We start from the raw sequence: 24247 nt of genomic DNA, 5'->3' as shown, positions 1-24247 counted from the left end.
CGTATTGGCTAGAATTATGTACATGACTGTTCTTCCTCTCGCGGACGCGCGAAACCGGCTCTCCGGCATCGTCGAGTCCGCGGTCACCACCCATGAGCGATTCGAGATCACTCGTAACGGCCTGCCCGCCGCTGTGCTGCTGGCCGCCGACGACTACGAGACGATGCGCGAGATGATCGAGATTCTCGCTTCGACGGAAACGGTGGCGGCCATCCGCGAAGGGCTCGCCGACCTGGAGTCGGGACGCGTCTCCTCCCTTGAGGAGGTGGAGGCCGAGCTCCGCCGGACCGGTCGTCTGTGAACAGGCGTTATGAACTCAGCCTCACCCGCCGTGCCAGGCAGGATCTCGCCGAGCGGCTGCCGGCGAAGGTCGTTCCGGCGGTATGGGAGTTCATCACCGGTCCGCTCCTGGACAACCCTCACCGGGTGGGCAAGCCGCTCGACGAGCCTCTCGCCCCGCAGTGGTCAGCGCGCCGGGGCGACTACCGGGTGCTCTATCTGATCGACGAGGACACGGTCGTGGTCCAAGTGATCACCATCCAGCATCGGTCGGACGCCTACCGGTCGCGGTGAGGGGTGATCCTGGTCAGCGGTGGCGGACCTTGGTGGCGAGGCGGTTGAGGATGCGGTCCCACTCGGTGCCGAAGGGGTTGTCCTGGACGAGGTAGGTCCAGGTGGCCGTGGGGCGTTTGAGGCCCGCGCCCTCCAGGTCGAGGCCCTCCTCGGTGACGGAGGCGGTCTCGAAGGTCTCGACCGAGCGTGACTCGATCTCGGCCAGCAGGCGCTGGTACGCCGGGACGGCGTCCTTGTGGAACTCGTCGATCGGGTTGAGCCTGCCGAGGACCCGCAGGTGGATGCCCTCCCGCAGCTCCGCCAGGTACGCCAGGTGGTCGGCCCAGCCGCGGTCGAGGTGGAACAGCACGATCTGGCGGGCCGCCTCGTGCAGCACGTCCTCGCCGACGCTCTCCGCCAGCTCCGCCCACCGCTCGGGGGCCGCCGCGGCCAGCGCCTCGCCGGCCACCCTGCCGCGCAGGACCCGGTCGCGGCGCTCCAGCAGCTGGCCGCGCTGGCGCTCCAGCAGCCGGGTGTAGCGCCAGGTGTTGCGGTGGATCTCCATGTTGACGCCCTCGGCGACCCGCTGGGCGTGGCCCACGAGGGAGTGCTCAGGCACGCCCTTGGCGTACTCGTCGGCGACGTAGTGGGTGATCAGCTCGTCCTCGCCGCTGACGAGGAAGACCGAGCCGCCGGGGTCGCCCTGGCGGCCCGCGCGCCCGCGGAGCTGGTCGTCCAGGCGGCTGCTGGTGTGCCGGCCCGAGCCGATGACGTACAGGCCGCCGAGCTCGTCGACGCCCTCGCCGAGGCGGATGTCGGTGCCGCGCCCGGCCATCTGGGTGGAGACCGTGAGCGCGCCGCGCTCCCCGGCCCGGGAGATGATGGCCGCCTCCTCGGCGTCGTTCTTGGCGTTGAGGACCACGCACTCCAGCCCGCGCCCGCTCAGGGTGAGCGCCAGGCGCTCGGACTCGGCCACGTCCAGGGTGCCGATCAGGATCGGCCGGCCGGTGGCGTGCACCTCGACGATCTCCTCGACCAGCGCGAGGTCCTTCTCCATGCGGTACTCGAAAAGGCGGTCGGGCTCGTCGATCCGCACGTTCGGCCGGTTGGGCTGGATCACGGCGACCTTGAGGTCGTAGAACTCCCGCAGCTGGTCGCCGACCGCCACCGCGGTGCCGGTCATGCCGCACTTCTCCGGGTAACGGGTGATCAGCGCCTGGACGGTGATCGAGTCGAGGATCTCGCCGGTCTCCGACGGCGAGAGCGCCTCCTTGGCCTCCACCGCCGCCTGCAGCCCGTCCGGCCAGCGCTGCAGCAGCGCCACCCGGCCCCGGGAGGGGTTGATCAGGTGCACCTTGCCGTCGCGGACGATGTAGTCGACGTCCTTGGTGAGCAGGGCGTGCGCGTGCAGCGCGAGGTTGACGTCCGTCAGGGTGGCGGGGGTGTCGTAGAGGTCGATGCCGAGCGCCTGCTCGACGGTGTCGATGCCCTTGCTCGTCAGGTGGACGTTGCGCGCCTGGTCGTCGAGCTCGTAGTGGTAACCCTTGACCAGCTGCCTGACCAGCACGGCCATCTCCGGGACCGCGTCGCCGGGGTCGGCGGCGCCGGCCAGCACCAGCGGCACCCGGGCCTCGTCGACCAGCACGGAGTCGGCCTCGTCGATCAGCGCCACGGCCGGCGCGGGCACGATCAGGTCGTCCACGCTGGTGCTCAGCCGGTCGCGCAGCACGTCGAAGCCGATCTCGCTGACCGAGCCGTACGTCACGTCCGCCGCGTAGGCCGCCCGGCGCTCCTCGGGCGTGGAGTTCTGGCCGATCCAGCCGCAGGAGACGCCGAGCGCCGCGTAGAGGGGGCCCATCCACTCGGCGTCACGCTGGGCCAGGTAGTCGTTGACCGAGATGACGTGGACGCGCTTGCCCTGCAGGGCGTATCCGGCGGCGGCCATCGCACCGGACAGGGTCTTGCCCTCGCCGGTGGCCATCTCCGCGACGTTTCCCGACAGCATCGCCAGCATGCCGACCAGCTGCACGTCGTACGGCCGCAGGTCGAGCGCGCGGCGCGCGGCCTCGCGCATGATCGCGCAGAACTCGGGAAGGTCGTCGGCCGACGGCGTGGGCAGCTCGTCGAGCGCGCGGATCCGCTCCTCGCGGGTCCCGGCCTCCGCGACGACCTTCTCGAACTTCGAGAGGTCGATGGTGCCGGGGCGTTCGAGGAACCGCCTGAAGAGCTGGGTAATCGAGGCCACGTTCCCTCCAACGCCCGTCCCCGGGCTCGCGTTCCGTCTCTCCGCACATTGTGGTGCAAAGATCGGCCGTTCAGGATCGGGGTGCTCCCGCCAGATTTCCCGGGGGCACCGGTGACTTGTCACGCCATAGCGGGATAAGTCGGAGGTGATTTTAGCCAACAAGCCGTGGACATCCAGGATGATCACCACAAAGCTTGGAACATGGCCTTCTCCGATTACCAGTACGAGATCTACCTCAACGGCCTGGTCGGGACCCCGCCCCCGTACTCGACGTCCGTCGCCGAGCTGGAGCGGGTCGCACGCGAGCGGCTCGACCCCGGACCGTACTGGTACGTCGCCGGTTCCGCGGGGACCGGCGCGACCGAGCGCGCCAACCGCGAGGCGTTCGACCGCCGGAGGATCGTGCCCAGGATGCTGCGCGACGTCCCGGTCAGGGATCTCACCGCCGAGCTGTTCGGCAGGACCTACCCCGCGCCGCTCGCCCTCGCCCCGATCGGGGTGCAGTCGATCGTGCACCCGGACGGTGAGATGGCCACCGCGAGGGCCGCCGCCTCGCTCGGCATTCCCACGGTGCTGAGCACCGCCGCGTCCCACACACTGGAGGAGGTGGCCGAGGCCGGCGGCCCTCGGTGGTACCAGCTCTACTGGCCGCACGACGACGAGGTCACGCTCAGCCTGCTCGACCGGGCCGCCAAGAACGGCTACGACACCCTGGTCGTCACCCTCGACACCTGGACCCTGGCCTGGCGCCCGCACGACCTCGACCACGCCTACCTGCCGTTCCTGCGCGGGACCGGCCTGGCGATCCCGCTGTCGGACCCGGTGTTCCGCGCCAGGCTGGCCCGCCCGGTCGAGGAGGACCTCGACGCGGCGATCATGCAGTGGGTGCCGATGTTCAACGGCCGCCCCCACACCTGGGACCAGCTGGCCCTGCTCCGCGACAACTGGGACGGGCCGATCGTCCTCAAGGGCATCCAGCACGTGGACGACGCCCTGCGCGCCGCGGACGCGGGCATGGACGGCGTGGTCGTCTCCAACCACGGGGGCCGCCAGATCGACGGCGCCACGGCCTCGCTCGACGCGCTCCCCGCGATCGCGGCGGCCGTGGGCGACCGGATGACCGTGCTGTTCGACTCGGGCGTCCGCACCGGCTCCGACATCGTCAAGGCCCTCGCCCTCGGCGCGCGGGCCGTGCTTCTCGGCAGGCCGTACGTCTGGGGCCTGGCCGCGGGCGGCGAGGAGGGCGTGCGCCACGTGGTGCGCGGCCTGCTCGCCGAGCTCGATCTCACCCTCGGCCTGGCGGGCCACAGCCGTCTCGCCGATCTCGACCCTTCCGCCCTGGAGGGACCGTGAGCCTGTCCGGCCTGCGGCCCGTCCCCGGCGACCGGCTCGCCTTCCGGCTCCCGCGGAAGTTCGAGAGCGGGGAGGAGGAGCGCCGCCACCGCGGGGGACGCTTGGTCGCGGCGCTGCGGCTGTTCGGCTGACGCCTCGCGAGGGCCCCGTACGGTTTCCCGGACGCTGTTGGTTAATTCCGCCCTGTTGGATCTCATCCAACGGGGCGGAGGGCTGCGAAGGGTGAGGTTCGGGTGCGGGCGAGGGGTGCGCCGGTAAGCCAGGCGTCGAGATGGGCGAGGTTGATGGCGGCACCGGTGAGGTGGTGTTGCAGCCGGGTTTTGGCGAGACCGCGATAGCGGGATCTGCGAAGGCCGAACGCCTGAACGGCCTGCGAGATGGTGCCTTCGACGCCGGCGCGGTGCCCGTAACGGCGACGCCAGTGGTCGGTGTCCTGCTCGGTGCGGGCTTGCTGGAGGATGTCGTGCTCGATCTTCGGACGCAAGGTCAGGTTGCGGCCGGTCTGGGAGTCGGTGCACGAGGACCGCAGTTGGCAAGGGCCGCAGTGCCGGGCGGCGAAACGGACGCGGGTGACCGGGGTGCCCCGGTGGCTTTGGGCTTCGCGCCACTGAACGCTGGCCTGGCCGCCGGGACAGGTGGCCTGGCGCTGGTCCCAGTCGATGGTGAAGCGGCTACTGCCGAAGAAGTCACCGCTGGCCTGGTGCCGGTTGGTGTTCTTCCCGACCGGTCCAACGAGGTTGATGCTGTGAGCGCGGCGGGCATGGTGGATCTGCTCGGCATCGACGTATCCAGCGTCTACCAGGTGCTCATCCGGCACCAGTCCCCACTCGGCCAGGGCGCAGTGAATGTCTTCCAGGACCGCGTCGTCATTGACCGGCGCCGGGGTGGTGTGGACATGCGTGATCAGGTGCGGAGCGTCGGGCTCACAAGTCTCACTCAAATGGACCTTGTAGCCGGACCAGCCCAGGTCCCGCTTCGCCCCGGTTCTCGCCTCAGGTTCATACGGGGTACGTAAGCGAATCAGACCGGGTGGAAGATCCTTCGGCTCACGCCAGCGCACGACACCGTCGACGTGCTGGAACTGCTGCACCCACGTCTGTCGCAAGAACTCCACCGCCGGCAAATGCCGCAGGCCAGGCGGCGCCGAGGCCGACCAGACAGCTTCCAGCAACGCCGTTCCGTCAGCTCCGCACTGGTCGCCGTGCTCGACGCGGGCGGCCCACCGAGAGGGGAAACGGCTTTCTTCCGGCCGGGCCGAGTAACGATCGAACCACTCCGGCGCCGCCAAGGCCACCAGCCAGTTCTCGGCCACCTCGGCGATCTGGTTCAGCGCGGTCCGCAGTGTCTCGACCACGAACTCCAGCCGGTTCAAGTCCTTGGTCGCAGTCGCAGCCAGGACATGTGTGGCATCCGTGCGTTGCCGCCTGCCCGGCTTGAGCAGTCCGGCCCCAACCGCCGCGGCCAGCACCGCGTCGAACACGGCCCGGCCCGCATCGCCGTCGACCAGCCGGGCACGAAACTCACTGAGCACGGAGAAGTCGAACCCGGTATCAGTCGGTTCCAGCGATAAGGCGTACTTCCAGTCCAGGCGTGCGCGGGCCGCGTGCGCGGCCTGCCGGTCAGTCAGCCCTTCCGCGAACTGCAACACCGACACCAGCGCCAACCGGGCCGGTGACACCACCGGCCGCCCTCGCGCCGAGAACAACTCCTCGAACTGCGAATCGGCGAAAACCGGCCCGAGCGTGTCCCGTATCCGCATCGCCAGACAGCCCTTCGGAAACACCGCACGCGCCACCCGCACGGTCTCCTTTGGGATCTCCTTCAGATCCACCTCACGCAACGACAAAATCCACCCCTGAACTGAGACTTTCCTCGCTACATGGCCTCGCTTCGACAGCTGACCTGGCCTGATTCGCTCAGGTTTTCAGGCAACTTGGCACCAATCTTTCATCCAAGGTGGCCCGGGGTGGTCAGAGCGCTCTACTGGTCATCACGGGAGTCACGGGTGTCACGTCGTGATCGGGATCTGTTAGCTTTACCTTTCCGGCCGGATGTTGCTTCCGGCCGGAAGGTGTTTGTATGACCACTTTTCAAGCAACCGTGCGGCCCATCAGCGCCGCGGACCGCCCCACAATCGAACGGCTCTGGCTCATGTTCCGTCACGACATGGCGGAGTTCCAGGGCGGGCTGCCCAGCCCCGACGCCACCTATCACAGCGACCGGCTGCGCTCGGCGTTCGAGGACGAGGGCTGGGCGGCCTACCTGTTCACCAGCGGCGACCGGCCTGTCGGGTTCTCGTTCGTGCGCGCACTATCCGGCTCGACGCGCGTGCTGAACAGCTTCTTCGTGGTACGCGGCGCGCGGCGAGCCGGAATCGGGATGAACGTTGTGCGGGAAGTCATCTCCCGGCACCCCGGCCCGTGGAAGATCGCCTTCCAGGACTCCAACACAGCGGCCGTCGCGTTCTGGCGGCGCGTCGCCACCGAGATCGCTGGTGACGCGTGGACAGAGGAACGCCAGCCAGTACCGAACCGGTCCAACATTCCCCCGGACGTGTGGATCTCCTTCACCACCGCCTGATCAGGTATCAAACGGAAACGTGCCTGACGGGGCCGGTGGTGAGCGTGCTCTTCCTCTACGTCAGGAAGATCGCGAGACACGAGTGACCTGAGAGCCGCCATCCGTAACTGGGGGTCGCAGCGTTGCCGAATCCCGGCCATGATCGCGGGTCATCTTCCCTGCCCAAGGGGCCAAATGTCGAGAAAAGTCTCATGAACACGATGATGGCCTGCGCAACCCAAACAGGATCGCGCAGGCCATCATCACGCAAGCCCGGGATTTACCAACAGCGTCCGGTTTCCCGTACGGGGCCCTCGCCCGGATCACGCCGGGACGGGCGCCTGTTCTCTCTCCTTCAGGGCGAGCAGGGCGACCGCGCCGAGCAGCAGGACGCTCCCGCACGCCGTCGCCGGGGTGAGCCGCTCGCCGAGCAGCAGGATCCCCAGGATCGCCGCGCCGACCGGCTCCACCAGGGAGATCACGGCGGCCGTCGTGGCGCGTACCGCGGCGAGGCCGGTGAAGAAGAGCCCGTAGGCCAGGGCCGTCGGCACCGTACCGAGGTAGGCGACGACCGCCCAGGAGACGAGCGGGTCACCGGAGGGCAGCAGGCCCTGGGCCGACGCGACGGGGAGCAGGCAGAGCCCGCCGACGACGAAGCCGCCCGTCGCGGTGGCGTACGGCTCGTCGGTGGAGGCCCGGTTGAGCAGGGTCACACCCGCGTACCCGGCCGCCGACAACAGGGCCCAGCCGACACCGGCCGCCGAGAAGGCCGCCCACCCGTCGCCGAGCGTCAGCACGGCCAGGCCGGTCAGGGCGATCGTGACCGAGCCCAGCCCGGTGGCGCCCAGGCGCTCGCCCAGCAGCAGCCGCCCGCCCGCGGCCACCAGGACGGGGGTGGCGCCTATCGTGACCACGGTGGCCACGGCCAGGCCCGATTCGGCGATCGCCGCGAAGTAGGCCGTCTGGTAGACGGCCATCGCCACGCCGGTGACCAGGACCCGCCCGAGCACCGAGCCCCGCCAGGCGAGGCGGGCCGGCCGGAGGGAGGTGAACGGCCCGGTGGGCCGGGGCCCGCCGAGGGCCGGGTCCCATCCGATGGGACGGGCCCGCCGGGCGATGGTGAGTGGTCCGGCGGGCCGGGCTCGCCGGACGGTGGTGAGTGGTCCGGTGGGCCGATGCCCGCCGAGGCCGAACAGGAGCCTGGCCAGCAGGAGCACGGCGGCTCCGGCGGCGAACCGCCAGAAGGAGACGGCGACGGGGCCGAGCCCGCCCGTCTGGTGGAGCAGCGCGCCGGCGGCGCCGCCGGTGCCCCAGGCGGTCGCCGCGATGGACACGTACAGCAGGCCCCGCCGTACGGAGACATGCGTCATGGAGATCTCTCCAGATGAGGTGGTCGTCGTCAGGTCGCACGTATGCGGACGGCAAGCACCCACCGGACCGCTCGGGTCCGGTCGTCAGGAGAGAGGGCCGCCCGCTAGGGGGCGGTCGGCGGGGCAACGATCAGGAACACGGAGTCACCCTAGCCAGGCCCTCCTCACGGCGGCCACCACTTATCCCGGCCACCGGCCGTTCCGGCCCGCGCTCCGGCGCCCGTGCCGGGAACCGCGCCGACGCCCCGTGCCCGTGCCCGTGCTTGTGCCCGAGCCGGTGCTTGTGCCCGTGCCGGTGCTTGTGCCCGTGCCGGTGCTTGTGCCTGTCCCGGTACCCAGGCTGGCCCCGCGAACTGTTCCGGCAAACGTGACAGCAGCTGACAGGTATGGGCGCGACGATCGCTCCATGACCACGACAGCACAGCTTCTCGCCGTGAACATCGACTGCGCCGAGCCCAGGCGGCTGGCCGAGTTCTACGCGGCAGTCCTCGGTTACGAGATCCAGTACGCGGAGGACACCTACGCCGGTATCGGCGACGGCACGATGAGCATCTACTTCCAGCAGAACCTCGACCGCAAGCCGACCGCGTGGCCGGGGCCCGACAAGCAGTTCCACCTGGACGTCCGCGTGCCCGACCTGGAAGGGGCCGTCCGGGACTACCTGGAGCTCGGAGCCACCCGGCCCGACTTCCAGCCCGGCGAGGGAAAGTGGGTCGTGCTCGCCGACCCCGAGGGGCACCTGTTCTGCGTCTGCCCGCCCAGCGGCCAGTGACCACCGGCCAGTGACCAGCGGCCGGTGACCACCGGCCGCGCGGGCACCTTCGGGCCGGGTGGCCGTCCGGGCTCCGCCGGGCACGGGGAGACCGCCGGCCGTGCGGACACCCCGGACCCGGGCACCGTTCGCGTCCAGGCCCGAGGTGATCACTGGCCGTGCGGGTCCCGAGCAGGGTGACCCCGCCCGGAGCCCGTCCGAAGTCAGGGGGCGGCGGGGGCAGGGCGTTCCTCCGGACGACTGGACGATCCGGGAGGGATGCGCTGGAGTTGCCTTCAGGACTCTCCCCTCCCCGGAGGGGACGGAGAGCCCGTTCTCCCTCGTCTGAGGCTCGTCCGAAGGCGGAGGTCCCCACCCCCGAGGAGGATTGATGAGGCGGCATCCCCGGCGCGGGACGGTCGGCGTGATCTCACTCGTCGCGGCGGGGGCGGTGGCGACGGTCGCGCTGGTGGCGAGCCGGGCCGGGGCACCGGACCTGGCGGCCTACGTGCCCCTGCCCGGCCTGCTCGCCCTGGTGGCCGCGGTGCTCGCGGGGGTGGGCGCGGGGCTGACCCTGGCGCGTCCCCGGCGGGACGACCGCGCGGCACTGCGCGTCCTGTCCTGGTGGTGGGTCCTCGCCGGCGTCGTGCTCATCGTCGTGTCCATGTGGAGCGCCACGGCGGTCCTGCTGTTCCTCTCGGATACGGCGCCGGACGCGTCCAAGCGCGTCGAGATGCGCATGGACGCGGTGAAGACCGGCCTGACCGTGGGTGCCGGGGCCGTGGGGCTGGTGGCGCTCCTCCTGGGCGTGCGCCGCCAGTGGCTCGGGGAGCGCACGCAGGCCTACCAGGAGTACGACGCCGGAGAGCGGCGCGTGACCGAGCTCTACACCAAGGCGGCCGACCAGCTCGGGCACGACAAGGCCGCCGTGCGCCTGGCCGGCCTGTACGCCCTGGAACGCGTCGCGCAGGACAATCCCGAACACCGCCAGACGGTCGTCGACGTGATCTGCGCCTATCTCCGGATGCCGCCCGCCCCGGCCGCGCCGGGGGAGGCGGAGCCCGCCGACCGGGAGGAGACCATCGACCCGCAGGAACTCCAGGTGCGCGCCACGGCCCAGGTGATCCTCAGGAACCACCTGCGCTGGAGCGCGTCCGAGCCGGTCAGGCCCGCCACGTTCTGGCCGGACATCGACGTCGACCTCACGGGCGCGTGGCTCGTGAAGCTGGGGTTCGTCGACTGCCGGATGCGCCGGGCCGGGTTCGGTGGAGCCAGGTTCGATGGGTTCGCCCGCTTCGACAGGGCCGTCTTCGGGGGCGTGGCGGTGTTCGGGGGAGCGGTCTTCAGCGGCAGGGCGGCCTGGGGGGAGGCCAACTACAAGGCGGGCTTCGAGGGCGCGGTGTTCAAGGACGAGAGCGTGTTCCGGCAGGCGGTGTTCGCCCTCCGGGCGGATTTCAGGGGGGTCACGTTCGAGCGGGAGGCGTTCTTCAACCGGGCCGTCTTCAGGGACCGGGCTCTCTTCCGCGGGACCACCTTCGAGGGGACCGTGCTCTTCGGCGACGCCATGTTCGAGGACGAGGCGGTCTTCCGCCAGGCCACTTTCGCGGGAGGGACGTCCTTCGGCGAGACCGTCTTCACGACCGCGCCCGCCTTCTGGGAGGCGACGGTACGGGAGGCTCCCGCCGGCCGGCGATCCTGGCCCGCCGGTTGGCGGGAGGCCGCCCGCGACGACGGCTCCGGCACGGCGCATCTGGTCCGGGAGGCCAGCGAGAACCAGGAGAAACGCGAGAACCCCGACGACTCCCGGCCCGGCGATGACGGCCCCGGCACCGCGCATCTCGTCCTTGAGGACTCCGAGATCCTTGAGGATTCCGAGGACCCCGAGGGCCGCGAGGACTCCCGGCCCGGCGAGCCCGCCGCCGCCCGGACCGGTGACGGCGGTCGGGGTGCCGATCGGATCCGGACCGATGGCCAGGATGCCGGTCATGTCCGGAGTGCCGGTTCGTGAGGGTGTTTCCCGCCGGAGGGAGCGTCGATCTCGTCGGCACCGGCCGGACGACGCCTCGCCGCATCTCGTACAGGCAGAAGAAGGGCCCTACCCGTTCGCCGTGCGCCTTAAGCTTGCGGGATGACCCGTGAATCGCTTCTTTCCGGATGCCCCGTCCGTTATGTGAGGTGGCGATGACCTGGGTCGGGATATCGATCGCCCTGGTCGGCGCGCTGGGATACGCCCTGGGAGCCGCGCTCCAGCAGTTCGAGGCGGTCTCCGAGGGCGCGTCGCTGAAGCTGATGAAGCGGCCCCGCTGGTGGATCGGCGGCGTCATCGGTTTCACCGGGGCGTCCCTGCACGCCGTCGCCCTCAGCTTCGCGCCGCTGATCGCGGTGCAGCCGATCAGCGTGGCGACACTGGTGTTCGCGGTGCCGCTGGCGGCGATGCTGCACGGCAGGCGCCCGCACCGGGCGGAGATCGTCGGGTCGGCCGCGGTGGCCGTCGGGCTGCTCGGACTGTTGCTGCTGGTCCCCGCGCACCCCGTGAAACCCCACATGACGAACCAGGAGGCGCTGGGCTTCCTCGGCTGCGTCGGGCTGGTCGTGCTGGTGACCCATCTGCTGGCCAGGAAGATGACCGGCTCGGCCCACGCGCTCGCGTTGTCGGTCGGCGCGGGGGCGGTGACGGCCAGCGTCTCCACCTTCGTCCGGGTGGTGGGCGGCAACTTCGACGGGGACCTGAGCACGCTGCTCAACTGGTTCACGGTGGCCATCCCCGTGCTGCTCGTCTGCGCGGTCGTGTTGCTGCAGAAGACCTACGAGGTGGGTTACTTCGGCATCTCCTACGCCGCGGTCCAGATCGTCGACCCGATCACCTCGATCCTCGCGGGCGCGCTCCTGCTCGACGAGGCGGTGCCCAGCGGCTGGCTGAACGTGATCCCCGCTCTCGGCGCCGCCGCGCTGCTCGTCTGGGGGACGATCACCTTGGGGCGGCTCTCCCCCGACCAGGGGGTTCCCGCCACGGTGCGCGAGAAGGCGGGCGTCGCGCGGTAGTCGCGAAACGGCGCGGGGTCAGCCGGATCAGGCGGGGTCAGGCGGAGGGCGGTGTCCAGCCGAACACCTCGTCCATCGCGCCGTTCACGCTCGACGGGGCGAGCCGCCAGCTGAGCGCCATCATCGTGTCGCGCAGCCGTACGGCCAGCGGGCCGCGCATCCGGGTGACACGGCAGATCGCCGCGGACCGGGCCACGATCCTGGACGTACGCTCCAGCCGCGCGGCGGTGTAGCCGGACAGCACGTCGTTCCCGTCGGCCGGTCCGCCGCTTCCGGCCGGTGACACGGCGCTTCCGCCGTCCGCGCCGGTGCCGCCGGTGAATCTCCGGCCATCGCCGACCACGTGGGCCAGCACCACCGCGTCCTCGATCGCCTGGCAGGCGCCCTGACCCATGTTGGGGGTCATGGCGTGCGCGGCGTCGCCCAGCAGGGCGACCCTGCCCCGGTGCATGGCGGGCAGCGGGGTGGCGAGGTAGTGGACGTCGTTCCTCAGGACCTTCTCCGGCGAGGCCGCGGCGAGCAGCTCCGGGATCGGGGAGTGCCAGTCTCCGAACAGCCGGCGCAGCTCGGCCAGCTGGTCACCGCCACCGACACCGACACCGACACCGCCGCCCGCCGGGACGGTGTCGGTGGCGTAGCAGTAGGAGGTGCCCCCGGCCAGTGGCATGACGCCGAAGACCTTGCCCCGCCCCCAGCTCTCGTACGCCTGACCGGGGACGCCCTCGGCGGGGATGAGCACCCGCCAGCTGGTGACGCCCGCGTAGCGGGGGGCGGGATGGCCGGGGAACAGCGCCGACCTGACGGGAGAGTGGATGCCGTCGGCCGCCACCACCAGGTCCGCCTCCGCCGGCCCGTCGGGGAGGGTCACCAGGCCGCTCTCCGGGTCGACCTCCGAGACCTCGGTGTTCAGCCGGAGCGTGTCGGGTTCGAGGTGGGAGGAGAGCACGTCGACCAGGTCCGCGCGGCGCAGCAGCACCACGGAGTCGCCGCCGTTGCGCGCCGAGGCGGCCTCCACGCTGGTCCTCATCAGCCACCTGCCGTCGGAGCGCCGGACGCCGCCGGCGCCCTGGACGGCCGACAGCTTGCGGATCTCGTCACCGGCCCCGATCGTGTCGAGCGCCTTGAGCGCGTTGGCGGCGACGGCCAGCCCCGAGCCGACCGGCTCCAAGGACGCCGCCCGCTCGAACACCGTCACGTCCCAGCCCCGCCGCTGGAGCGCCACCGCCGCCGTCAACCCACCGATGCCCGCTCCGATGACCACCGCACGTGCCATGACCTTCTCCTTTACTACGGATGTAGTGGATATTACTACGCCTGTAGTTGAACTACAAATGTAGTATCGGAGGGTGAAGTCCCAACGCGCGGAGCTCGTCGCCGACACCGCCATCGCCCTGCTGGCGGATCGGGGAATGCGCGGCCTGACCCATCGAGCCGTGGACGAGGCGGCGGGTCTGCCACCGGGGTCGACCTCCAACCTGGCCCGCACCCGGTCCGCGCTCCTGGAGCTGGCCCTCGCGCGGCTCACCCAGCTGGAGTCGGCCGCGTTCGCGCCGATCCTCGAGTCTCCGGCACCGGACGTGGTCGAAGCCCTCGCCGAGATGACGGCCCAGGCGCTCTGGACACAGCTGACCGTCGGCCGCCGCCGGACGGTCGCTCGCTACGAGCTGGCCCTCGAGGCCACCCGCCGCCCCGAGCTGCGCAGGATCTACGACAGGGCGGGTGAGCGCTTCCGCGCCCCCGCGGTCGCGATCCTCTCCGCCGCGGGGTCGTCCGACCCGGTACGGCACGGGCGCCAGATCATCGCCTTCAGCGAGGGAGTGATCTTCGACGCCGTCATCGGCGCCGGAGCGGAACCGACCCTGGAGGACCTCCGGCTGGGGGTCAGGGAACTCCTGCGGGGCATGCTCGGCAGTGAGGGTTCGTAGGTCACGAACTGCGCGGCATGCTCGGCCGTGAGGGCCCGTAGGTCACGAACTGCGGGGCAGGCGGGGTAGGCCGGTGAGGCGGGCGCGGTGGGCCGGCCACTCGTCGTCGAGGATGCTGAAATAGGCCGTGTCGCGCCAGGTGCCGTCGGCACGGCGGCGCTGGCGGCGCAGGGTGCCCTCGGCGACGCCGCCGAGGCGCCTGATCGCGTCCTGCGAGCGGACGTTCAGGTTGTCGGTCTTGAGCTGGACCCGGTTCACGCCCAGCTCGTCGAAGGCGTGGTCGATCAGCAGGACCTTGCACTCGGTGTTCACCGCGGAGCGCCACACGGACCTGCCGTACCAGGTCCAGCCGATCTCGATGCTGTCGGCGTACCCGGGGGTGTCGATGTAGGTGGTCCAGCCGACCGCGCGGCCGGTCTCCCTCAGGATCACCGCGAACGGCACGTGGTCCGGCGTCTCGATCAGCCGTACCGCGATCTCCGCCAGCTCGGCCTCGGTGCGCGGGGTCGGGGCGGGCATCCAGCGCCACACCTCGTCGTCGCCGCCACCGGCCAGGAACAGGTCGGGGACGTGGCCGCCGGTCAGCGGCTCCAGCCGTACGGTCTCGCCTTCGAGGACGACGGGAACGGGCATCTTCGCGGTCATGGAGACGACCCTAGAACCTGCGGCGGACCTGCTCGAAGGTCCAATCAGGGGGTGTTCCCGGGGACCACTCGGCGCTCGAACTGCGCGAGCCTGCGTCCCGCCGCGGAGTCCTCGATCAGCCGGATGAGACGCTTCTCCCTCGTCTCGGGCCGCTTCGCGGTGGTCACCCAGTGCAGCGCGGTCCTGCGGTAGCCGGGCGGCTGGCTCTGGAACCACTCCCACGCCGCCGCCTCCGCCCGGAAGCGGCGCTCCTGCTCCTCGTCCAGCGCGGCGTCCTCGGCCCGCTCGTGGGAGTAGATCACCGAGTTGTCCTCGGTCCGCTGCGCGAAGGCGAGCAGGCCCGCGGGGCGCATCAGGCCGCGCTCGGTCAGCTCGGCGACCTTGGCGATGTTGACCGCGCTCCACGTGCTGCGCGCCTTGCGCGGCGTGAAGCGGATGCTGTAGCTCTCGGCGTCGACGGTCCTGCGGACGCCGTCGATCCAGCCGAAGCACAGGGCCTGCTCGACGGACTCGGGCCAGGTCATGCTCGGGCGGCCGGTGCCCTTCTTGAAGAAGCCCACCAGCAGTTCCTTCTCGGTCTCGTGGTGCGCCTCCAGCCAGGCGCGGAACTCCTCGGGGGTGGCGAAGAAGGCGGGGTCCATGGGGTCGAGCATAGAGGGCCTGTCGACAGACATACCGTCCGGTCGGTACCCTCACGGGAGACCGTGAGGAGGGGCCATGGATTTCGCGTTCGACGCCGAGACCGAGGAACTGCGGGGACGACTGCTCGGCTTCATGGACGAGTGCGTGTATCCGGTGGAGGAGGCCTTCGAGGCCCAGGCCGCCGAGAGCGGGTGGGCCACTCCGCCGCTGATGGAGGATCTCAAGCAGGAGGCGCGCAGGCGAGGCCTGTGGAACCTCTTCCTGCCGGGCGAGCACGGCGCGGGCCTGACCAACCTGCGGTACGCGCCGCTGGCCGAGATCATGGGCCGCTCGCCGAGGATCGCCCCGACCGCGACCAACTGCGCCGCCCCCGACACCGGCAACATGGAGGTCCTCTCCATGTTCGGCAGCGAGTGGCAGCGCAAGGAGTGGCTGGAACCGCTGCTGCGTGGCGAGATCCGGTCGGCGTTCGCGATGACCGAGCCCGACACCGCGTCCTCCGACGCCACGAACATCGCGCTGTCGATCGTCAGGGACGGCTCCGAGTACGTCGTCAACGGCCGCAAGTGGTTCGCCTCCGGCGCGATGAACCCCAACTGCAAGATCTTCATCGTGATGGGCAAGACCGACCCCGAGGCGTCCTCGCACCGGCAGCAGTCGATGATCCTGATGCCGCGCGACACGCCCGGCATGCACGTCAAGCGGGGCATGCACGTCTTCGGCTACTCCGACTCCGACCACGGCGGGCACGCCGAGATCGTGTTCGAGGACGCCAGGGTGCCGGTCGACAACCTGATCGGCGAGGAGGGCGGCGGCTTCGCGATCGCCCAGGCCCGCCTCGGGCCCGGCCGTATCCACCACTGCATGCGGCTGATCGGGATGGCCGAGCGGGCCGTCGAGATGATGTGCGTCCGGACCCTGTCGCGGAACGCGTTCGGCAAGCCGATCGCCCAGCAGGGTGTCGTCCAGGACTGGATCGCCGAGTCGCGGGTGAGGATCGAGCAACTCCGCCTGCTCGTGCTGAAGACCGCCTGGCTGATGGACACCGTGGGCAACCGGGGCGCCCACGCCGAGATCCAGGCCATCAAGATCGCCACTCCGCGCGACGTGGAGTGGATCCTGGACAAGGCGATCCAGTCCCACGGCGCCGGAGGGGTCAGCCAGGACTTCCCGCTGGCCGGCCTCTGGGCCGGCGCCCGCTCGCTGCGGCTCGCCGACGGGCCCGACGAGGTCCACAAGCGCTCCCTGGCCTACCGGGAGCTCAAAAAACACATTTGACTTTCTCCCTCTCCTAAAGGAGGGGGAGTCCCACCCTCGCGGGTGAGGTTTCCTGCTTCACTGCCGACCGCACCCGGGAGGACCCGGAATGTCTCACGTCAGCTCCACAGGCAGACACCGCTTGACCAGCGGCCAGGATGTTCTTGGCGGCGTTGACGTCCCGGTCGTGCCGGGTGCCGCAGGACGGGCACTGCCACGTCCGGGTGTTGAGCGAGAGTTCGGCGAGCAGGTGCCCACACGCCGAGCACGTCTTGCTGGAGGGGTACCAGCGGTCGATCACGATCAGGTGGCGCCCGTGTTTGGCGGTCTTGTACTCCAGTTGCCGCCGGAACTCGCCCCACCCGCAGTCGGAGATGACCCGCGCGAGGCAACGGTTGCGGACCATGTTCTTCACAGCCAGGTCCTCGATCATGATCAGGTCGTAGTCGCGCACCAGGCGGGCGCTGGCCCTGTGCAGGAAGTCCGCGCGAGCGTTACGGACCTTGGCGTGCGCGCGGGCAACCTTCGTCTTCGCTTTCGTCCTGTTGTTGGAGCCGCGCTGTTTGCGGGCCATGCGCCGCTGGTAGCGAGCCAGACTCTTCGCCCTGTGCTTCAGATGGCGCGGATTGGCGATGCGTTCCCCGCTGGACAGGACCGCGAGGTCCTTCACTCCGAGATCCACGCCGATCGCCTGGCCGGTGGCCGGGGCGGGTTCGTCGGCGGTCTCGACGGCGAAGGAGGCGTACCAGCGGCCATCGGGGTCGCGGGAGAGCGTCACCGTCGTCGGGTCCAGCGTGGCAAGGTCCACGTCGGGCCAGGACCATACGAACTCCACCGGCGCGTCCAACTTCGCCAGGAACAGTCTCCCGTCCTTCCAGCGGAACGCCGAGCGTGTGTAGGTAGCCGACTGCTTGCTGTGGCGGGATTTGAACCGGGGATAGCGGGCGCGTCCGGCGAAGAAGTTCACGAACGCCGTGTACTGATGCCGCAACGTCTGCTGCAACGGCACGGAGGAGACATCGAACAGGAAGCCGAACTCCGGGTCGCGCTTCAGGTCGGTCAGGTATCGGTCGGTCTGCGCGTAGGACGTCTTGGCCCCGTCGACGTGGTAGCGGTGGTGTCGCCACGCCAGCGTCTTGTTCCACACGAGGCGTACGCAGCCGAACGTGCGGTTCAGCATCGCGGCTTGTTCGGCGGTGGGGTAGGCCCGCACCTTGTACGCCGTACGCATGTTCGTGTTTTACCGCATCACATCAAGACGCGTAAGCGAAAGAGAAGATGTGCGCGCCTCGCGCCCTGGATTGTCCCGGATCCGCCGGGAGGCCCGTCACGGGCCGGATTCCTCCCGAACCTAAAGGGCCGTGCCTTTTCCGGAGGATTGGCGACTCAGCGTTGCTCCTGTCATCCCGTACCCGGGGCGGCGGGCGATGCCGGGACCGTCCCGCAGGCGCGGGGCACGCGAGCCGATGAGGGGCGGCGAAGGCCGAGGAGTGCCGATGAAGAATCGACGAAGGGAGCGTTTTCGTGGCGCTGGATGAGAAGGCGGTCAGGGAGCGCGCTGCCGCGTTCCTGGCCGGGCACGACCCCGCCGGGGACCGGCTGGAGTTCCTGCGGGCCAGGTTCGACGCCGGGCTGGCCTGGGTGCATTTCCCCGAGGGGCTCGGCGGGCTCGGAGCGGCGCGCGAGCTGCAGAGCGTCGTGGAGCGCGAGCTGGAGGGGACGCCGCAGATCAATCCCGGGCTGCAGACGATCGGGCTGGGGATGGCGGCGCCCACGATCCTGACGTTCGGCACCGACGAGCAGCGCAGGCGGTTCCTGCGCCCGCTGTGGACGGGCGAGGAGATCTGGTGCCAGCTCTTCAGCGAGCCCGGCGCCGGTTCCGACCTGGCCACGCTCGGCACCCGCGCGGTCAGGGACGGCGACGAGTGGGTGGTGGACGGGCAGAAGGTGTGGACCTCCGGCGCCCACCACTCCCGCTGGGCGATCCTGGTCGCCAGGACCGACGTGGACGTGCCCAAGCACCGGGGGCTCACCTACTTCGTGTGCGACATGCACGCCCCCGGGGTCGAGGTCAGGCCGCTGCGGCAGATCACCGGCGAGGCCGAGTTCAACGAGGTCTTCCTCACCGGCGTACGGCTCGGTGACGACCTGCGGCTGGGGGAGGTCGGCGACGGCTGGCGGGTCGCGCAGACCACGCTCATGAACGAGCGGGTCGCCATCGGCGGCGCGCCGGTCCGGCGGGGCGGCGGCGTGGTCGGCCTGGTCGCCGACACCTGGCGCTCCCGGCCCGAGTCGCGCACCCACGACCTGCACCAGCGCCTGCTGCGCCTGTGGGTGGAGGCGGAGGTGACCCGCCTGGCCGGTACGCGCCTGCGCGAGCAGCTCTCCGCCGGGCAGCCGGGACCCGAGGGCTCCGGCATGAAGCTCGCCTTCGCCGACCTCAACCAGGCCCTGTCGGGGCTGGACGTGGAACTGCGCGGCGAGGAGGGCCTGGTCTACGACGACTGGACCTTCCGCCGCTCCGACAGCGTCGACTTCTTCGGCCGGGGCCCCGGATACCGCTACCTCCGCGCCAAGGGCAACTCCATCGAGGGCGGCACCTCGGAGATCCTGCGCAACATCATCGCCGAGCGCGTGCTCGGCCTCCCCTCGGAACCCCGCGTCGACAAGGACGTGCCCTGGAAGGACCTCCCGCGATGAGCCTCCTTTACACCGAAGTCGAAGAGGAGCTGCGCGCCTCTGTGCGGGACCTTCTCGCGGACCGCTGCGGGGCCGACGCCGTGCTGAGGCGCGCCGAGTCCGAGGCGCCGTACGACATGGACCTGTGGAAGACGTTGTCGCGGGACATCGGGGTGGCGGGCCTGCTGGTGCCGGAGGAGTACGGCGGGGCGGGGGCGTCGGCGCGGGAGGTCGCGGTGGTGCTGGAGGAGCTGGGGCGGGCGGTGGCGCCGCTGCCGTTCCTCACCAGCTCGGTGCTCGCCACGAAGGCCCTGCTGCAGGTCGGCGAGGAGGACCTGATCCAGGAACTCGCCTCGGGGGAGACGACGGCGGCGCTCGTGGTGTCGCTGGCCGCCTCGCCGTACCGTCCGCTGCCGGAGACCGTCACCGTCACGGACGGTGGGGTGCTGAACGGGGAGATCACGGCGGTGGCCGGCGCGGACGTGGCGGACGTGCTGCTGGTGCCCGTCGGGACGGCGCTCTACCAGGTGGAGGCGGCGAATGTCCGGATCGACGTGGTGCCGTCGCTCGACCTGACGCGGCCGGTCGCCACCGTCACGTTCTCGGACACCCCCGGTGAGGCGATCGGCGGGCTCGACGTGCGGAGGGTGCTGAACTTCGGCGCGGGCCTGCTCGCCTCCGAGCAGCTCGGGGTCGCCGAGTGGTGTCTGAGCACGACGCTCTCCTACATCAAGGAGCGCCACCAGTTCGCCCGGCCGGTCGGCTCCTTCCAGGCGATCAAGCACCGGATGGCCGACCTCTGGCTGGACGTGGTGCGGGCCCGTGCCGCCGCGAGGAACGCGGCCGACCTGCTGGCCACGGACCCGGGCGCGTCCGGTGCGGGGGAGGCGGCCCGGGACCGCGAGCTGGCGGCGGCGGTGGCCGCGTCGTGGTGCTCGGAGGTGGCGGTGCACGTCGCCGAGGAGAGCGTCCAGCTCCACGGGGGGATCGGGATGACCTGGGAGCACCCGGTGCACCTCTATCTCAAGCGCGCCAAGTCCGCCGAGATCGCGTTCGGCACCCCCGGCGCCCACCGGGAGGCCGTGGCGGCCCTCGCGGACCTGCCCGGTCCGGCCTGACCGCGTGCTGTCACGATGACCCCCGGCTCCGTGCCGGGGGTCATCGTGGAGTTCGTCGCCCCGCTCGGGCGGAGGGTCACGCGGGGAGTGCCGGCCGGTCCGGCCGCAGCGAGGTGAGCAGCAGGTCGGCGAAGTGCGCCCCCAGCTCGGGACCGGAGAGCGCGCCCTCCGCGCTGTACCAGGTGCCCAGGTGGTGGACGGAGCCGAAGAAGAAGTCGACGACGATGTCCGCGGGGACGTCGCTCCTGAAGGTGCCCTCGCGCTGCCCCTCGGTCACCAGGTCGCGGAAGCGCTCGTGATAGTTGCGCCGCTCGGCGCGGACGACCTTGCGGGTGTCGGGCGCGAGCAGGTGCATCGAGCGGAAGAAGATCTTGGAGTCGTCCAGGTTCTCCACCGTGGTCGTCACGACGTCCGCGGCGGCGGAGTGCAGGCGTGAGGCCACCGGCCCCGGGCCGTCGGCGAAGTGGGTCAGCCGCTCCATCTGCAGGCGCAGCACGCGCCCGTAGATCTCGTGGAGCAGGTCGTCCTTGGAGTCGAAGTAGTGGTACATGGCGCCCTTGGTGACGCCGGCCGCCGAGACGACCTCCTGCACTGACGTACTCTCGAAGCCTCGCTCGGCGAACAGGCGTGTGGCCTCGCTGAGCAGGCGTTGCCGTACCGGCTCCTGGTCCTGAGTCATGCGTCCCCCATGGTGTGGTGAGGGAAAGCATACCGACTGGTCGGTTGCGCCGCTGATGGCTGGCGAATGTGTGTTACTTGCGTCACCTTCGCGATCCAGGGATAGCTGGAGCCCCCGATCGGGTATTTCATAGTCCAAGGATCTTCAGCGTGGCAGATCCCCCCTCCCATCCTTCCCGACCGTTCTAGCCATGGGGGTTCGCTATGCCGGGCGGATCTATCTACGTGACGCCAGTCGACCAGGTCCACGGCCTGTCGCCGCAGGTCATGTACGAGCAGTTCTGGATCAAGGAAGTCGCCCAGCGCAGGAAGATGCGCGCGGTCAAGGCGGTGGTCGGCCTGGCGGTGGGCGTCGCGCTCGCCTACCGGTTCGGCATGTCCCCGCCGATCCTCGGGCTGCTGTGCGGCCTGCTTGTCGCCGCCGGGGACGCGTTCCTGACCTGGCGGGAGTACGACGCCACCGCCGTCTGGCGCGGCAGGCGCCGGGGCGAGACCGTCACCGGCAAGCTGCTCCGCCGCAAGCTGCGCAAGGACGGCTATCACATCCTCGAAGGCCGGGCCGTCCCGGGCAAGGCCTCGGTCGACCACCTCGTCATCGGCCCCGGTGGCGTCTGGGTGGTGGACAACGAGGCGTGGGACCCCGACACCGAGATCGCCCGGTACGGCGACCGGTTGTTCCTGGGTGAGAAGTACGGCACGAAGGTGGCCAAGGCACTCGTCGAGGTCTCCGAGTCGCTGGCCGAGATCCTCTCCCGCGAGTCGGGCATCCCCGTCACCATCGAGCCCCTGATCGCCGTGCACGGCGGGGAGATCAGGCGGTCGGTCACCGCGGAGGGGATCACCCTTCTCAAGCCTCGCCTGGTCGCGCGCTGGATCCGGCAGGGGCCACGGGCCGACTTCGACGACGCCCAGGTCGAGGTCCTCGCCAGGACCGCCGCCCGGGTGCTGCGCCGCATGAGCTGACCGCGCCCGCCGCGTTTTCTCAGACGAGTGCCTCGATGAAGGCCGCCAGCTGCGCGGCGTTCCGGCACTCGTACATCGGCACGATCCCGCCGTACGCCGTCGCCAGCGAGTCGCCGCTGTCCCACTGGGCGGTCGGCTCCGGGTTGAGCCAGTAGGCGTGCCGGGCACCCCCGGCCAGGCGCCTCAGCGTCTCCAGCGCGGGCGGCTGGTAGTTGGACCGGGCGTCGCCCAGGATGAGCAGGGACGTCTTCGGCCCGATGGCGTCGCCGTACCGTTCGGCGAACCGCTCCAGCGCGTGGCCGTAGTCGGTCCGGCCGAATCGCACCATGTCGGCCTCCTTCGCCAGCCGGGTCATCGCCTCCACCACGTCGGCGCCCGGTACGAAGAACCGGGTGATCTCGTCCACGGTGTCCACGAACCCGAACGCGCGGACCTTGGTGAACTGCTCGCGCAGCGCGTACGTCAGCAGCAGGGTGAAGTGCGCGAAGGAGGCGACCGAGTCGCTGGTGTCGCACAGGACGACCAGCTCGGGCTTGTGCGGGCGGCGCGGCCTGTTGAAGGTGGTGAGCGGCACCCCGCCGCTGGACAGCGAGGCCCGTACGGTCCTGCGGAAGTCGAGGCGGCCACGGTGGCCGAGCCGGTGCTTGACGGTGAGCCGGGCGGCGAGGCGGCGGGCGAGCGGGTGGACCTCCCGGCGGAGCCTGGCCAGGTCGGCCTTGGTGATCCGCAGGAAGTCGAGCTGCTCGAGCGGCGGGCGCACCGCGGAGCGGGCGATCCGCTCGATCCCGGAGTCCTCGGCGATCCGGCGGCGCACGTCGGCGGAGACGGCGTCCTCGAAGCGCCTGGTGTTCTCGCCGATCCGCTGCCGGGCGACCCTCTCCGCCAGCCCGCCGCGCTCCCGGCCCGCGAGGACCTCGGCGAGCAGCCGCGCCATGAGCGTCTCGGGAGAGAGCTCCCGCATCACCGGGTAGGAGAACCAGTTCTGCCTGCCGGGGCCCGCGGGCTGGCGGCCGAAGCGCTCCACCATCGCCCGCGCGAACTCGTTCATCCCCTCGGCGCCCAGCAGCAGCCCGGCCAGCCGGTCGCGCAGCTCGGAGACCTCGGCGGTCTCCAGGTCCGGCAGGCCCGGCAGGTCCGGATCGGCCGCGCGCGGCGCCCGCAGGCCGGTCGTCGAGGCGGGGAACCACAGGTCGAACAGCGTGTCGAAGCCCGGCCGGTGCGAGGGCCGCTTGACCAGCGTCGCGGCGTACGCGGCCCGCAGCGACTCCCGCTCGGCCAGGTCGATCACCGCCAGCGCCCTGGCCGCGTCCAGGCCCTCGGCCGGCGACACCGGCAGCCCGGCCTCGCGCAGCGCGTGCACGAATCCCACGTGCCGGTCGAGCAGGCTCACCTCCGGCCTCCCGTCGCGTGGACCGGATCGCCCGGAACCCCGCGTGCCGGGCCGTTCGGGACGCCGGTCGCGATCCTCCCGGTTCCCGGGGCCGTGCGGGCGGTGCCGGTCGCGGGGCTCTCCACGCTGTCGACCAGGGGGCCGGTCACAGCGCGAGTTCCTTGCGGGCCCGGGTCTGGTCGGAGGCGTGCTTGAGGACGACGCCGAGGGTGGCTCCGATCGCCGCCTCGTCGAGCTCGGTCCTGCCCAGCGCGATCAGGGTGTTGGCCCAGTCGATCGTCTCGGCGATCGAGGGCGACTTCTTCAGCTCCAGGGCGCGCAGGGTGGCGACCGTGCGGGCGAGCTGCTCGGCCAGGCTCGCCTCGATCGCGGGCACCTGGGCCAGCACGATGTCGCGCTCGCGCTCCGGCGTCGGATACTCCAGGTGCAGGTAGAGGCAGCGCCGCTTCAGCGCCTCGGAGAGCTCGCGGGTCGCGTTGGAGGTCAGCACCACGTACGGCTTCCGTACGGCGGCGATCGTGCCGAGCTCGGGGATCGTGACCTGGTAGTCGGACAGGATCTCCAGCAGCAGCCCCTCGACCTCGACGTCGGCCTTGTCGATCTCGTCGATCAGCAGGACCGTCGGCGTCTCCGACCGGATCGCCGTGAGCAGCGGCCGCTCCAGCAGGAACTCCTCGGTGAAGATGTCGTCGTGCGTGGCGTCCCAGTCCTCGCCCTGCCCGGCCTGGATGCGCAGCAGCTGCTTCTTGTAGTTCCACTCGTACAGCGCCCTGGCCTCGTCCAGCCCCTCGTAGCACTGCAACCTGACCAGCCGGGCCCCGGTCGTCGCCGCCACGGCCTTGGCGAGCTGGGTCTTGCCCACCCCCGCGGGCCCCTCGGCCAGGAGTGGTTTGCCGAGCGCTCCCGCCAGGAAGACCGAGGTCGAGATGGAGTCGTCGGGGAGGTAGCCGTCGGCGTCGAGCCGCTCGCCGGCGTCGCTCGGTGAGGCGAACCACATGTGTGCTCCCAGTACAGGACCGAATGTTATTCTAGCTTAGCCGGTGATCGTCTCCGGCCCGCGATCATCTTCGGCCGGCGG

General features: G+C 70.8%; 24 protein-coding genes. 13 read left to right on the top strand and 11 right to left on the bottom strand.

Annotation, left to right across the window (positions count from 1 at the left end; genetic code table 11):
- The first annotated feature begins 22 nt into the window (after positions 1 to 22).
- Both ACTOQ2_RS04730 and ACTOQ2_RS04725 read left to right on the top strand, forming a co-directional pair.
- A complete protein-coding gene (locus ACTOQ2_RS04730) occupies positions 23 to 301 on the top strand; it encodes a type II toxin-antitoxin system Phd/YefM family antitoxin (RefSeq protein WP_362837472.1) in 279 nt (92 codons plus the stop codon).
- Positions 298 to 573 carry a type II toxin-antitoxin system RelE family toxin gene (locus ACTOQ2_RS04725; protein WP_440098443.1) on the top strand — a complete coding sequence of 92 codons (276 nt, stop codon included), beginning with the start codon at positions 298 to 300 and terminating at the stop codon, positions 571 to 573. The genes ACTOQ2_RS04730 and ACTOQ2_RS04725 overlap by 4 nt, the downstream gene beginning before the upstream one ends.
- 13 nt (positions 574 to 586) lie before the next feature.
- Here the strand turns inward: ACTOQ2_RS04725 and secA2 are convergent, their stop codons facing one another.
- Positions 587 to 2788, bottom strand: coding sequence for an accessory Sec system translocase SecA2 (secA2, locus tag ACTOQ2_RS04720; protein ID WP_440098679.1), 2202 nt, complete (start codon positions 2786 to 2788; stop codon positions 587 to 589).
- A 210-nt stretch (positions 2789 to 2998) separates the two neighbouring features.
- Between secA2 and ACTOQ2_RS04715 the strand changes: the two genes are divergently transcribed.
- Positions 2999 to 4150 (top strand): lactate 2-monooxygenase, encoded by a 1152-nt coding sequence (locus ACTOQ2_RS04715; RefSeq protein WP_440098442.1) that lies wholly within the window; start codon positions 2999 to 3001, stop codon positions 4148 to 4150.
- Positions 4147 to 4281: a hypothetical protein gene (locus ACTOQ2_RS04710; protein ID WP_440098441.1), complete on the top strand. Its 135-nt coding sequence runs from the start codon at positions 4147 to 4149 to the stop codon at positions 4279 to 4281. The genes ACTOQ2_RS04715 and ACTOQ2_RS04710 overlap by 4 nt, the downstream gene beginning before the upstream one ends.
- A 62-nt stretch (positions 4282 to 4343) precedes the next feature.
- Here the strand turns inward: ACTOQ2_RS04710 and ACTOQ2_RS04705 are convergent, their stop codons facing one another.
- A complete protein-coding gene (locus ACTOQ2_RS04705; RefSeq protein ID WP_440098440.1) occupies positions 4344 to 5996 on the bottom strand; it encodes an IS1182 family transposase in 1653 nt (550 codons plus the stop codon).
- Positions 5997 to 6316: 320 nt separating this feature from the next.
- On the opposite strand from ACTOQ2_RS04705, the gene ACTOQ2_RS04700 reads away from it, so the two are divergent.
- Entirely contained in the window at positions 6317 to 6730 is a 414-nt protein-coding gene (locus ACTOQ2_RS04700) for a GNAT family N-acetyltransferase (protein ID WP_440098439.1), read from the top strand.
- A gap of 302 nt (positions 6731 to 7032) precedes the next feature.
- Here the strand turns inward: ACTOQ2_RS04700 and ACTOQ2_RS04695 are convergent, their stop codons facing one another.
- Complete coding sequence (locus ACTOQ2_RS04695) at positions 7033 to 8079, bottom strand: DMT family transporter (protein ID WP_440098438.1); 1047 nt, start codon at positions 8077 to 8079, stop codon at positions 7033 to 7035.
- 406 nt (positions 8080 to 8485) lie between these two features.
- Between ACTOQ2_RS04695 and ACTOQ2_RS04690 the strand changes: the two genes are divergently transcribed.
- The 3 genes from ACTOQ2_RS04690 to ACTOQ2_RS04680 all read left to right on the top strand — a co-directional run bounded on the left by ACTOQ2_RS04690 (position 8486) and on the right by ACTOQ2_RS04680 (position 11872).
- Positions 8486 to 8851, top strand: coding sequence for a VOC family protein (locus ACTOQ2_RS04690; protein ID WP_440098437.1), 366 nt, complete (start codon positions 8486 to 8488; stop codon positions 8849 to 8851).
- Positions 8852 to 9221: 370 nt separating this feature from the next.
- Entirely contained in the window at positions 9222 to 10838 is a 1617-nt protein-coding gene (locus ACTOQ2_RS04685; RefSeq protein ID WP_440098436.1) for a pentapeptide repeat-containing protein, read from the top strand.
- 173 nt (positions 10839 to 11011) lie between these two features.
- A complete protein-coding gene (locus ACTOQ2_RS04680) occupies positions 11012 to 11872 on the top strand; it encodes a DMT family transporter (RefSeq protein WP_440065640.1) in 861 nt (286 codons plus the stop codon).
- A 37-nt stretch (positions 11873 to 11909) separates the two neighbouring features.
- Here the strand turns inward: ACTOQ2_RS04680 and ACTOQ2_RS04675 are convergent, their stop codons facing one another.
- Positions 11910 to 13145 carry an FAD-dependent oxidoreductase gene (locus ACTOQ2_RS04675; RefSeq protein WP_440098435.1) on the bottom strand — a complete coding sequence of 412 codons (1236 nt, stop codon included), beginning with the start codon at positions 13143 to 13145 and terminating at the stop codon, positions 11910 to 11912.
- Between the two features lie 73 nt (positions 13146 to 13218).
- Between ACTOQ2_RS04675 and ACTOQ2_RS04670 the strand changes: the two genes are divergently transcribed.
- Positions 13219 to 13797, top strand: a complete 579-nt coding sequence (locus tag ACTOQ2_RS04670) for a TetR/AcrR family transcriptional regulator (protein WP_440098434.1) — start codon at positions 13219 to 13221, stop codon at positions 13795 to 13797.
- Between the two features lie 42 nt (positions 13798 to 13839).
- Here ACTOQ2_RS04670 and ACTOQ2_RS04665 read toward each other — a convergent pair whose 3' ends face one another.
- Positions 13840 to 14442 carry a GNAT family N-acetyltransferase gene (locus tag ACTOQ2_RS04665; protein ID WP_440098432.1) on the bottom strand — a complete coding sequence of 201 codons (603 nt, stop codon included), beginning with the start codon at positions 14440 to 14442 and terminating at the stop codon, positions 13840 to 13842.
- 44 nt (positions 14443 to 14486) lie between these two features.
- Positions 14487 to 15083 carry a YdeI/OmpD-associated family protein gene (locus ACTOQ2_RS04660; protein WP_440098431.1) on the bottom strand — a complete coding sequence of 199 codons (597 nt, stop codon included), beginning with the start codon at positions 15081 to 15083 and terminating at the stop codon, positions 14487 to 14489.
- A gap of 76 nt (positions 15084 to 15159) precedes the next feature.
- Here ACTOQ2_RS04660 and ACTOQ2_RS04655 point away from each other — a divergent pair, with 76 nt between their 5' ends.
- The gene (locus ACTOQ2_RS04655) at positions 15160 to 16362 is read left to right on the top strand and encodes an acyl-CoA dehydrogenase family protein (RefSeq protein WP_440098430.1); all 1203 of its coding nucleotides are present in this window, start codon (positions 15160 to 15162) and stop codon (positions 16360 to 16362) included.
- A gap of 13 nt (positions 16363 to 16375) precedes the next feature.
- On the opposite strand, the gene ACTOQ2_RS04650 is transcribed toward ACTOQ2_RS04655, so the two are convergent.
- Complete coding sequence (locus tag ACTOQ2_RS04650) at positions 16376 to 17572, bottom strand: RNA-guided endonuclease InsQ/TnpB family protein (RefSeq protein WP_440098429.1); 1197 nt, start codon at positions 17570 to 17572, stop codon at positions 16376 to 16378.
- A 293-nt stretch (positions 17573 to 17865) separates the two neighbouring features.
- Here ACTOQ2_RS04650 and ACTOQ2_RS04645 point away from each other — a divergent pair, with 293 nt between their 5' ends.
- Together ACTOQ2_RS04645 and ACTOQ2_RS04640 are read left to right on the top strand one after the other, a co-directional pair.
- Entirely contained in the window at positions 17866 to 19041 is a 1176-nt protein-coding gene (locus ACTOQ2_RS04645; protein WP_440098427.1) for an acyl-CoA dehydrogenase family protein, read from the top strand.
- Complete coding sequence (locus tag ACTOQ2_RS04640) at positions 19038 to 20138, top strand: acyl-CoA dehydrogenase family protein (RefSeq protein WP_440098426.1); 1101 nt, start codon at positions 19038 to 19040, stop codon at positions 20136 to 20138. Before ACTOQ2_RS04645 ends, ACTOQ2_RS04640 begins: the two co-directional genes overlap by 4 nt.
- A 76-nt stretch (positions 20139 to 20214) precedes the next feature.
- On the opposite strand, the gene ACTOQ2_RS04635 is transcribed toward ACTOQ2_RS04640, so the two are convergent.
- Entirely contained in the window at positions 20215 to 20817 is a 603-nt protein-coding gene (locus tag ACTOQ2_RS04635) for a TetR/AcrR family transcriptional regulator (protein WP_440065654.1), read from the bottom strand.
- 224 nt (positions 20818 to 21041) lie between these two features.
- Between ACTOQ2_RS04635 and ACTOQ2_RS04630 the strand changes: the two genes are divergently transcribed.
- Complete coding sequence (locus ACTOQ2_RS04630) at positions 21042 to 21779, top strand: nuclease-related domain-containing protein (RefSeq protein ID WP_440098425.1); 738 nt, start codon at positions 21042 to 21044, stop codon at positions 21777 to 21779.
- A gap of 19 nt (positions 21780 to 21798) precedes the next feature.
- On the opposite strand, the gene ACTOQ2_RS04625 is transcribed toward ACTOQ2_RS04630, so the two are convergent.
- From ACTOQ2_RS04625 to ACTOQ2_RS04615, 3 genes are read right to left on the bottom strand one after another with little or no spacing between them, the layout of a single operon-like run.
- Complete coding sequence (locus tag ACTOQ2_RS04625) at positions 21799 to 23169, bottom strand: vWA domain-containing protein (RefSeq protein ID WP_440098424.1); 1371 nt, start codon at positions 23167 to 23169, stop codon at positions 21799 to 21801.
- Positions 23166 to 23318 (bottom strand): hypothetical protein, encoded by a 153-nt coding sequence (locus ACTOQ2_RS04620; protein ID WP_440098423.1) that lies wholly within the window; start codon positions 23316 to 23318, stop codon positions 23166 to 23168. The genes ACTOQ2_RS04625 and ACTOQ2_RS04620 overlap by 4 nt, the downstream gene beginning before the upstream one ends.
- Positions 23315 to 24166: an AAA family ATPase gene (locus ACTOQ2_RS04615; protein WP_440098422.1), complete on the bottom strand. Its 852-nt coding sequence runs from the start codon at positions 24164 to 24166 to the stop codon at positions 23315 to 23317. Before ACTOQ2_RS04615 ends, ACTOQ2_RS04620 begins: the two co-directional genes overlap by 4 nt.
- Positions 24167 to 24247: the final 81 nt, after the last annotated feature.

The sequence above is a fragment of the Streptosporangium sp. H16 genome, assembly GCF_051918855.1.
In the GTDB taxonomy this organism is placed as follows: domain Bacteria; phylum Actinomycetota; class Actinomycetes; order Streptosporangiales; family Streptosporangiaceae; genus Streptosporangium.
This window is presented reverse-complemented; position numbering and strand designations above follow the sequence as displayed.